The following is an 8,142-nucleotide window of genomic DNA, read 5'->3' on the forward strand; positions in this document are numbered from 1 at the left end:
CGCCCCGGAGCCGTAGCCAAGCGAACCGGCCGCAGCTCCGGCTCCCGAGGCGGCCGGCGCCGGTCCTTCCACACCCGGGCGTGGGCGTCCGTCAGCGGGGCCCAGAACCCCTGGACGCCGCTGTCCCGCTGGACGACGCGCCGCTGCCCCGGGCTGCCCGCTGCGGCGGCCAGCTCCGTCCAATGCACCAGCCCGGCCGGCACCTCGTAGGGAGTGTCCATGAGGTTGTCCCCGTGGAGGGTGGGCAACCCGGCGAAGAGCGTCAGCGGCGCCATGAAGGAGTCGCAGTCCGAGTAGCCGACCACCCAGGTGGGCTCGGCGGCCCGGATCGCGTCCCAGTCCAGGTGGTCCAGCAGGTCCAGCGCCGTCCCCGCTCCGCCCCACGGCGGGACCACCGCACGGATCCGCGGGTCGCAGAGCATGGCCATCAGCTCGGCCGCGCGCCGCTCCCGCGGGGCGGAGACGTGGCCGTCCGCGGCAAGGCAGTCGCCGAGCACCACCTCATACCCGCGGGCGGTGAGCCAGGAGACGGCCGCCTCGAACCGACTCCGGGCGCCCTCACCCACCCCGGCCGCCGGCGCGGTCACGCCGATCCAATCCCCGGGCCGCAGCGGGGCCGGGAAGCGGAGAGCGCCCCCGGGCCGACGCACGGCCTTCACGTCACCGCAGGACTTCGCACTCGATCCGGGGTGGGCCATGGACTCGCTCGATCTGGGATCAGCCACGCACTCAGCCTAGGCTCCGCGGGGCTTCAGGTGTCTGCCCGCCGCCCTCCGCGACGGTAGAGTCCACTCAGGCGGAGGCATTCTCTCCGCAGCAACGTGGACGCCCTGGTCAGCGAGGAAACGGCCGCATGCCGGGGGCCGAGGGGAGGCGACTGGACCATGAGGATCGCCGTCGTGGGTGCCGGCATCGGCGGGCTCGCCCTCGCCGCAGGCCTGCAGCGCCGTGGCGCGGACGTGTTCGTCCTGGAGGCCGCCCCCACCCTGCGCTCCGGCGGCACCGCGATCACGCTGGCCCCGAACGCCCAACGCGCCCTGGAGTCCCTCGGCTACGGAGACGCCCTCGCCGACCACCCCCACGCCGCCCGCACCGACGCGGCGGCCCAACGCTCCCCCAAGGGCCGGACCCTGACCATGCTTCCGCCGGAGGTGCTCGCCGAGACCCGGGTGATGCCCCGCGAGGAGCTGCACCGCATGCTCGCCGCCGGCGTGAGCTCCGGCCGCATCCGGCTGGGCTGCCGGGTGCAGTCCGTGACCACCGCGGGCACCGTGCGCTTCACGGACACGGACGGCACCGCACGCACCTGGGCCTTCGACCTGGTGGTCGGCGCGGACGGAGCCCACTCGGCCGTCCGCCGCGCCTGGCCGAACGACCCCGGACTGAAGGACGCCGGATACTCCGCATGGCGGGCCGTCACCCGGGAACCGGTGGACCTGACCGGCCCGGACGGCATCCACGCGGCCGGAGAGACCTGGGGCAACGGGGCCCGGTTCGGCTTCGCCCCGCTCCCGGACGGCCGCGCCTACTGGTTCGCGGTGGAGACAGACGCCGTGTGGCAGCGCCGCAGCCGGGAACGGGACGCCCCCTCCGCGGACCTGCTGGAACGCCTCGAGGCCCTCTTCAGCGGCTGGCATGCCCCGATCCCGCAGCTGATCGCCGCCACGGACCCCGCGGACATGCACTTCACACAGGTCCAGGAGATGGCCCGCGACCTGCCGACGTATGCACAGGGCCGCCTGGTCCTGATCGGCGACGCCGCGCACGCGATGACGCCGAACCTCGGCCAGGGCGGCGCCCAGTCCCTGGAGGACGCCGCCACCCTGGCGATCGTCCTGGACCACCTGCTCGCCGACCCGCCGGGCCTGATGAGCACGGAGCGGCTGCGCCGCGCCCTCGAGCGCTACGACACCCTGCGCCTGCCCCGCATCCGCGAGATCTCGCGCCTGTCCCGGAACCTGGGGACGATCGCGCACCTGCGCATGCCGGGTGCCTCCGCCCTGCGGAACCTGGCGCTGCGCATGCTCCCGGACTCCCGCGTGGAGGAGCCGCTGCGCAGGATCGCGGACTGGCGTCCGCCGCCGCCCACCGGCCGCTGAGCCGGAGGCGTCCGTCCCCCCCGTGCACGACGACGGCCGGCACCGTCCGCGTGGACGGTGCCGGTCGTCGTCGGGTCACCCCTGGAGCACGTCCGGGAGGCGCCGGGGACGGATCAGCCCTGCGGGCCGCCCATCTGGACGAGGCCGATGAACGCGCCGCCGTCCGTCTCCAGGTCCACCCAGGTGCCGAACGGCGCCTGCACGCGGTCTCCCTCGGTGCAGCCGAGCTCCTTGGCCCTCGCCAGGCTCGCCTCGAGGTCCTCGACCATCTGGTACTGGAACCAGACGGACATCCCGCAGTCGCCGGCGGGGGCCACGTCGAACAGGGCGTCCTCGCCGTGCATCGCGACCTTCGACCCCTCGGACGGGCCGTGCTCCCACGTGAAGCCGAAGAGGTCGCCGTAGAAGGCGCAGGCCGCGTCCACGTCCGTGGTGTGCAGGGACTGCCAGCAGGGGAAGCCGGGCTCGTCCACGGCGGCATAGCCGACCTGCTTCCCGGCCTGCCAGAGGGAGACGATCGCGCCGGTCGGGTCCACCACGGTGGAGAAGGAGCCGGTGGGGCCCACCTCCATCGGTCCGATCGCCTCACGGGCGCCGAGCTCGAGGGCGCGGGCGTGGACGGCCCGCACGTCCGCGGCGGCGAGGAACAGGCAGGCCACGTCCTTCGGCGCCTCCTCGGGCGTGGCGGGGCCGATGCCGCAGAGCGCGCCCTGCGGCAGCTCGGCGACGCTGTAGCCGGGCTCCGGCCCGACCTGGGTGATGGTGCATCCGAACAGTCCGGTGAGGAGCGTGCCCACGGACTCGGGGTCGGTGGTCCAGAAGTCGCGCCAGACGGGGGTGCCGTCGGCCTGGGGTGTGGTGCGTGCGGTCATGGCGGTGCCTCGTTTTCTGGTCCTGTGTCCTGGTCCCGGGCGGGGCGTCTCGGTGGGTCGTCGGTCAGGCGGGTGGAGAGGTCGTCGGGGTCAGATGTGCGAGCCGCAGGGAGCTCACAGCAGGCACGGTAGACCTCCCCGTCACGACCCGCCAGGGCTAGGGCGTGTCTGACAATCGTTTGGACCACGCGAGCACCGCCTTCAGGATCACCGCGGCCCGGTAGACGATCGCGTGCTTGTCATACCGGGTTGCCAGCCCGCGCCACTGCTTGAGTTGGGCGTACTGGCGCTCGATGACGTTGCGGCCCTTGTAGGCGGCCGCGTCGAGGCCCACGGGCCGCCCACCGTGGGAGCCCCGGCGTTTCCGGTGGCCCTGTTGGTCCGCCGGCTCGGGGATCACGGTCTTGATGCCACGAGTGCGCAGATGGGTGCGGATCGCCCGTGATGAGTACGCCTTGTCGCCCAGGACCGCGTCCGGGCGGGTGCGGGGCCGACCTGCCGGCCGGGTCACACGCAGCTGTTCCAGCAGCGGCAGCAGCATGGGCGAGTCTCCTGCTTGGCCAGGGGTGATCAGGCTGACCAGTGGCAGCCCTGCACCGTCGACGAGCTGATGGATCTTCGTGCTCAGCCCGCCGCGAGAACGTCCGATGCCGTGATCGGCCGGCTCTTCACGCGGATTCTTGTAGTTCGATCCATCCCCCTGTGTGGCGGGTGGTGTTCGTGGCGTGCTGATGTGCCCGGGCGATCGTGGAGTCCACCGCCACCGACCAGTCGATCAGGCCTTCCGCGTCCGCGGCGGCGGTCAGTGTTGCCAGCACCGTGTCCCAGGTGCCTTCTTCGGCCATGCGTCGATGCCAGGTCCACACGGTCTGCCACGGACCGAAGACCTTGGGCAGATCGCGCCAGGCGATCCCGCACCGGTACCGGTAGATGATGGCCTCGACCATCATCCGCGCATCCGAGAACGGCCTGCCCTGCCGGCCTGTGCGAGTAGGGAGCATCGGGGCGATCAGCTCCCACTGAGCATCAGAGATCATCTGGACACGGGACACGCCTTCCAGGGTGTGAGCCGGCCCCTGGACTCATTGTTAGACACGCCCTAGCCGTCAGGCGGGGGCGGGTGCCGTCGTCGTTCCTCTCCGCTGCGGGTGAGAACACACCGTCTGCGGACCGGATTCACACCGGATGAGGGCGTGTTCTCACCGGTTGACGCACGACGACGGCCGCTCGCCGTCCGTGTCAGCCGCCTACGCGCTGGGCAAGGGCGATCAGGGCCGGCAGGGTCACCACGGACAGGACCGTCTGGGTGCCGATGAGGGCGGCCATGAGGCGGACGTCGCCGCCCATGCGGGAGGCGAGCACGGCGGCGGTCGGGGTGACGGGCAGGGCCGTGATGACCACGATCGCGACGAGCATGGGCCCGGTGATGCCCAGTTCCACGGCGATCGCCAGGGCGGCCAGGGGCAGGACGGCGAGCTTGAGCGCGGCGCCGAGGGTGAGGGCCTTGAGGTCCTGACGGCCGACGCGGAAGGACAGGGCCGCGCCGGCCAGCAGGGTGCCGCAGACCAGGGTGGGCTGCGCGAGCAGCTCGAGCGTCGCGGCCACGGTGCCCGGCAGCGGCAGGCCGGTGAGGTTCACGGCCAGGCCGATCAGGCACGCCAGGATCAGCGGGTTCGTGGCGACCTCCCTGAGCACCGACGGCCCGGACTCCGAAGCGCTGCGGCCGACGGCGAGGGTGACCACCGAGATCAGGTTCACCAGCGGCACCAGGACCGCCACGGCGAGCGCGAACGTGGCCACGCCCTGGCTGCCGTGGAGCGCGGAGACGAAGACCAGGCCCACGTAGGTGTTGAAGCGGATGGTGCCCTGCATCAGCGCGCCCCACTCCGGGCCGCGGACGCCCAGGAGCCGGCCCAGGCCGAGGGTGAGGCCGGTGACCGCGAGGACCGGGACGACGAGGGCGAGCAGCAGCGGGCCGAGGGAGACGGCACCCAGGTCCGCGCCGGCCACCGCGTCGATGAACAGCGCAGGGGCGAACACCCAGTAGACCAGCCAGGACAGGCCGGACCAGAAGGCGCCGTCCGTGACCACCCGACGCTTCACCACAGCGCCGGTGAGCAGCAGGATGACGATCGGGACGATCGCCGTGGTCACCAGGTCCATGCCGACCATGGTGCCGGATGCGCCGGGGGCGGGGATGGTGTGGGTCGACGCACCCCCGGCAGGGCTGACAGGCTCGGAGGATGACTTCAGAGCAGGACACCGCCGCCCAGATCCCCGCGCAGACCCGGCAGATCGTGCTGGCCTCCCGCCCGCACGGCGACCCGACGCCCGAGGACTTCCGCCTCGAGACCGTGGACGTGCCCCAGCTGCAGGACGGGCAGGTGCTCGTGGCCAACGACGTGATGTCCGTGGACCCGTACATGCGCGGCCGCATGAACGACGTCGAGTCCTACGTGCCCCCGTTCCAGCTGGACGCCCCGCTCGACGGCGGCACCGTGGGCACCGTGGTGGCCTCGCGCGCCGACGACGTGCCGGTGGGCGCCCGGGTGCTGCACCAGCTCGGCTGGCGCGAGCACGCCGTGGTGAAGGCGAAGCACGTGCAGGCCGTGGACACGGAGAAGGTGCCGGACTCGGCCTACCTCGGGGTCCTGGGCATGCCCGGGCTCACCGCCTACGTGGGCCTGACGAAGATCGCGCAGTTCCAGCCCGGGGACACCGTGTTCGTCTCCGGCGCCGCGGGTGCGGTGGGCTCGGCGGTCGGGCAGGTGGCCCAGGCACTCGGGGCGAAGCGGGTCATCGGCTCGGCCGGGTCCCCGGAGAAGGTGGCGCGCCTGAGGGAGCTCGGCTTCGACGCCGCCTTCGACTACAAGACCGGTGACGTCCGGGACCTGCTGAAGGAGGCGGCGCCGGAGGGCATCGACGTGTACTTCGACAACGTCGGCGGCGACCACCTCGAGGCCGCGATCGGCGCCCTCACCGTGGGCGGACGGGCGGCCCTGTGCGGCGCGGTCTCCCAGTACAACGCCACGGAGGCCGCACCCGGCCCGCGGAACATGGTGCAGATGGTCGGCAAGCGGCTGCGGCTGCAGGGGTTCATCGTGGCCGACCACCAGGACGTCGCCGAGGAGTGGCTCGGACAGGCGGTGGGCTGGCTGCAGGACGGCACCCTGCAGTTCGACGAGACCGTCCGCGAGGGCCTGGAGAACGCCCCGCAGGCGTTCATCGATCTGCTCTCCGGCGCCAACACCGGCAAGATGGTCGTCCGGCTGCGCTGAGGGGGCCGCGGCGTCGCCGATCAACCGATCGACTGATGCACCCCACCGGTGCGCGGCCTAGCGTCGACGGCATGATGAAGTCCTTCTATGCCGCCGCCACCTGGCTGGCCCTGGGTCTGGCCGCGGGCGTCTTCTACCGCGAGTACACGAAGCTGACCGGCAACCTCGGCGTGGACACCGAGCTGAGCCTGATGCACACGCACATCCTTTCCCTGGGCATGATGCTGTTCCTGATCGTGCTGGCCCTGGACGCCGTGCTCACCCTGCACACCCGCCGGTCCTTCACGATCTTCTTCTGGGTCTACAACGCCGGTCTCGCTCTGACCGTGGTGATGATGCTGGTCCGCGGCCTGCTGACGCTGGACGGGCAGGCGCCCGCGGACACCTCCGCAGCGATCCCCGGGATGGCGGGCCTGGGGCACATCCTCATCACCGTAGGCCTGATCGCCCTGTTCATGGCGATCCGTGAGGGCATCGGGGAGCGTCAGGAACGCCTCGATGCGCGCCGGGCCCGGCTTCAGTCGGCGCGCGGGGAGACCCCTGCGGAGGGATGACGCCGCGCGCTCCGGAACGCCAGGACGGTGGCGAGAGCGAACGCCGCCGCGCCGCACCCGGCCAACACCTGCGCGAGCAGTCGGTGCTCCTCCAAGAGGTCCCCGGCGAGCGGCGCCCCGACCAGCACGAAGCCCAGCACCCCGGCCATGCCTGCAGCCCGGAAGCCCCTCCTGAACAGGCAGGTCAGGGTCGCGGCCCCGGCGAGCAACGCCGCCAGAGGCATGAGCATGATGCCGATCCACAGGCCGGGAGGCCCGTTGGTGGCCCTCTCCTGAGGGAAGGCATCGCCCAGCGCCATCGCCGTGACCGCGGCGGCCCCGATCAGCAGGGCGGCCAGCCACATCCAGGTCACACCGCGCGGACGGCGGCGCGCCTGACAGCTCTGCTCCGGGATCTCCGAGGCCGGAACCAGGTCATCGCGGCGGTCCGGCGGCGGTGTCTTGGCGGACATGGGGTCCCCTTTCGTCTCCCTGAGATCAGGCTACTCACACCGTGGTTCCTCAGCGGCAGTGCCTAGGCTTCAGACCATGACCGAGACCAGCATCCCCGCCGTCTTCGCCCGCGGCGGCACGTCCAAGGGCCTGTTCTTCCGCGTGGACGACCTGCCCGCAGACCGTGCCGCCCAGGACCGGATCCTGCTGTCCGCGCTGGGCAGCCCGGACCCGCACGGTCGACAGCTGGACGGCATGGGCGGCGGCCTGTCCTCCCTGTCCAAGGCGGCGATCCTCGGCCCGCCCACCCACCCGGATGCGGACGTGGACTACACGTTCGCGCAGGTCAGCGTGGACTCCCCGGTGGTGGACCACGGCCTGAACTGCGGGAACGTGGCCTCCGCCGTCGCACCCGTCGCCCTCCAGATGGGCCTGCTCCCGCGTCCCGACGACGGCCCGCTCACCGTCCGCATCCACGCCACCAACACCGGTCAGCTGATCGCGGCCGAGCTGCAGGTCGCCTCCGGCAGGGCGGTCACCTCCGGTGACTTCGCCCTGGACGGCGTGGCCGGGACGGGATCGCCCCTACGGTTGGCGTTCCTCTCCCCCGGCGGTGCGATGACCGGCCGGCTCCTGCCGACCGGGAACCCTGCGGACATGCTGGAGGTCGACGGCCTCGGCGAGGTGGAGGTCTCCCTCGTGGACGCCGCCAATCCGGTGGTGTTCGTGGCCGCCGAGTCCCTGGCGTCGGCCGGCCTGGCCCTCACCGGCGCGGAGAGCCCGGACGAGCTCGAGGCGATCGACGGCGTGGAGCCTGCCCTGGAGCGGATCCGCCTGGCCGCCGCCGCGGCCGTCCCCCGGCACCCTGCCCCCACCGGGATGCGCCACGCGGCTGGCGAGGCGGAAG

At 72.5% G+C, this 8,142-nt stretch carries 9 protein-coding genes; 4 read left to right on the forward strand and 5 right to left on the reverse strand.

The window, feature by feature from the left end; all coding sequences use genetic code 11:
* The coding region (locus AC2W7A_RS06585) for an LD-carboxypeptidase (RefSeq protein ID WP_485990658.1) at positions 1-725 on the reverse strand (725 nt) is incomplete at its 3' end.
* Between the two features lie 159 nt (positions 726-884).
* On the opposite strand from AC2W7A_RS06585, the gene AC2W7A_RS06590 reads away from it, so the two are divergent.
* Positions 885-2,099 carry an FAD-dependent monooxygenase gene (locus tag AC2W7A_RS06590; protein ID WP_485990659.1) on the forward strand — a complete coding sequence of 405 codons (1,215 nt, stop codon included), beginning with the start codon at positions 885-887 and terminating at the stop codon, positions 2,097-2,099.
* A 113-nt stretch (positions 2,100-2,212) separates the two neighbouring features.
* On the opposite strand, the gene AC2W7A_RS06595 is transcribed toward AC2W7A_RS06590, so the two are convergent.
* The 3 genes from AC2W7A_RS06595 to AC2W7A_RS06605 form a co-directional block, all read right to left on the reverse strand.
* Entirely contained in the window at positions 2,213-2,971 is a 759-nt protein-coding gene (locus tag AC2W7A_RS06595; protein ID WP_485990660.1) for a VOC family protein, read from the reverse strand.
* A 157-nt stretch (positions 2,972-3,128) separates the two neighbouring features.
* A protein-coding gene (locus tag AC2W7A_RS06600) for an IS5 family transposase (RefSeq protein ID WP_485990661.1) occupies positions 3,129-4,023 on the reverse strand; the annotation gives its coding sequence in 2 pieces (ribosomal slippage) (positions 3,129-3,665 and positions 3,667-4,023; 894 coding nt in all).
* Between the two features lie 187 nt (positions 4,024-4,210).
* The gene (locus AC2W7A_RS06605) at positions 4,211-5,134 is read right to left on the reverse strand and encodes an AEC family transporter (RefSeq protein ID WP_485990662.1); all 924 of its coding nucleotides are present in this window, start codon (positions 5,132-5,134) and stop codon (positions 4,211-4,213) included.
* An 80-nt stretch (positions 5,135-5,214) separates the two neighbouring features.
* On the opposite strand from AC2W7A_RS06605, the gene AC2W7A_RS06610 reads away from it, so the two are divergent.
* Positions 5,215-6,249 carry an NADP-dependent oxidoreductase gene (locus AC2W7A_RS06610; protein ID WP_485990663.1) on the forward strand — a complete coding sequence of 345 codons (1,035 nt, stop codon included), beginning with the start codon at positions 5,215-5,217 and terminating at the stop codon, positions 6,247-6,249.
* A gap of 71 nt (positions 6,250-6,320) precedes the next feature.
* Positions 6,321-6,803, forward strand: coding sequence for a DUF2871 domain-containing protein (locus AC2W7A_RS06615; protein ID WP_485990664.1), 483 nt, complete (start codon positions 6,321-6,323; stop codon positions 6,801-6,803).
* Here the strand turns inward: AC2W7A_RS06615 and AC2W7A_RS06620 are convergent.
* On the reverse strand, positions 6,767-7,255 hold the full coding sequence (locus tag AC2W7A_RS06620) for a hypothetical protein (protein WP_485990665.1): 489 nt from the start codon (positions 7,253-7,255) through the stop codon (positions 6,767-6,769). The genes AC2W7A_RS06615 and AC2W7A_RS06620 overlap by 37 nt on opposite strands.
* A 76-nt stretch (positions 7,256-7,331) precedes the next feature.
* On the opposite strand from AC2W7A_RS06620, the gene AC2W7A_RS06625 reads away from it, so the two are divergent.
* Positions 7,332-8,142 (forward strand): PrpF domain-containing protein (locus tag AC2W7A_RS06625; RefSeq protein WP_485990666.1); only part of this gene is annotated, 811 nt, incomplete at its 3' end.

The organism is Micrococcus sp. LASM2_SD2 (genome assembly GCF_057364565.1).

Excerpts from the sequence above, each read along its gene's own strand:
- AC2W7A_RS06615 (WP_485990664.1), top strand. The coding sequence starts at position 6,321 with ATGATGAAGTCCTTCTATGCCGCCGCCACCTGGCTGGCCCTGGGTCTG.
- AC2W7A_RS06610 (WP_485990663.1), top strand. The coding sequence starts at position 5,215 with ATGACTTCAGAGCAGGACACCGCCGCCCAGATCCCCGCGCAGACCCGG.
- AC2W7A_RS06595 (WP_485990660.1), bottom strand. The coding sequence starts at position 2,971 with ATGACCGCACGCACCACACCCCAGGCCGACGGCACCCCCGTCTGGCGC.
- AC2W7A_RS06590 (WP_485990659.1), top strand. The coding sequence starts at position 885 with ATGAGGATCGCCGTCGTGGGTGCCGGCATCGGCGGGCTCGCCCTCGCC.
- AC2W7A_RS06605 (WP_485990662.1), bottom strand. The coding sequence starts at position 5,134 with ATGGACCTGGTGACCACGGCGATCGTCCCGATCGTCATCCTGCTGCTC.
- AC2W7A_RS06620 (WP_485990665.1), bottom strand. The coding sequence starts at position 7,255 with ATGTCCGCCAAGACACCGCCGCCGGACCGCCGCGATGACCTGGTTCCG.